Source organism: Belnapia mucosa, from assembly GCF_016775475.1.
Taxonomy (GTDB): domain Bacteria; phylum Pseudomonadota; class Alphaproteobacteria; order Acetobacterales; family Acetobacteraceae; genus Belnapia; species Belnapia mucosa.
In genome coordinates this window covers 1-325 of the sequence record NZ_JAEUXJ010000101.1, presented here as the reverse complement: position 1 = coordinate 325, position 325 = coordinate 1, and the positions used below count along the sequence as shown (strand labels likewise).

General features: G+C 59.1%; 1 rRNA gene. It reads right to left on the bottom strand.

Features of this window, described 5'->3' with window-relative positions:
* Positions 1–256: 256 nt before the first annotated feature.
* Positions 257–325 (bottom strand): 16S ribosomal RNA (locus JMJ55_RS30530); the annotation flags it as partial.

Sequence of the window (325 nt, the reverse complement as noted above, 5' to 3'; positions counted from 1 at the left end):
CGCACAGCCCCACCTGCAAAACAGCCAGGGCACAACACCCTAACCATTACTTCCCGTCTTCAACTGTCAAATGAACAACCATCCGCCCAGCGCACAAGGCGCCGGCGGATGCCAGTTTTCTGGAAGACCTCTCGTGCTGCAGCCCAGAGGGCCACAACCATCGAGAGAGGAGAGCGGAGCCTGTCAGGCGACAGGTAGTTTGATCAGGCAGGCCCAACCTGGCTGCATCCGCAGTCAGCATCGAGGCTTGTCCTTGAAAGGAGGTGATCCAGCCGCAGGTTCCCCTACGGCTACCTTGTTACGACTTCACCCCAGTCACTGACCC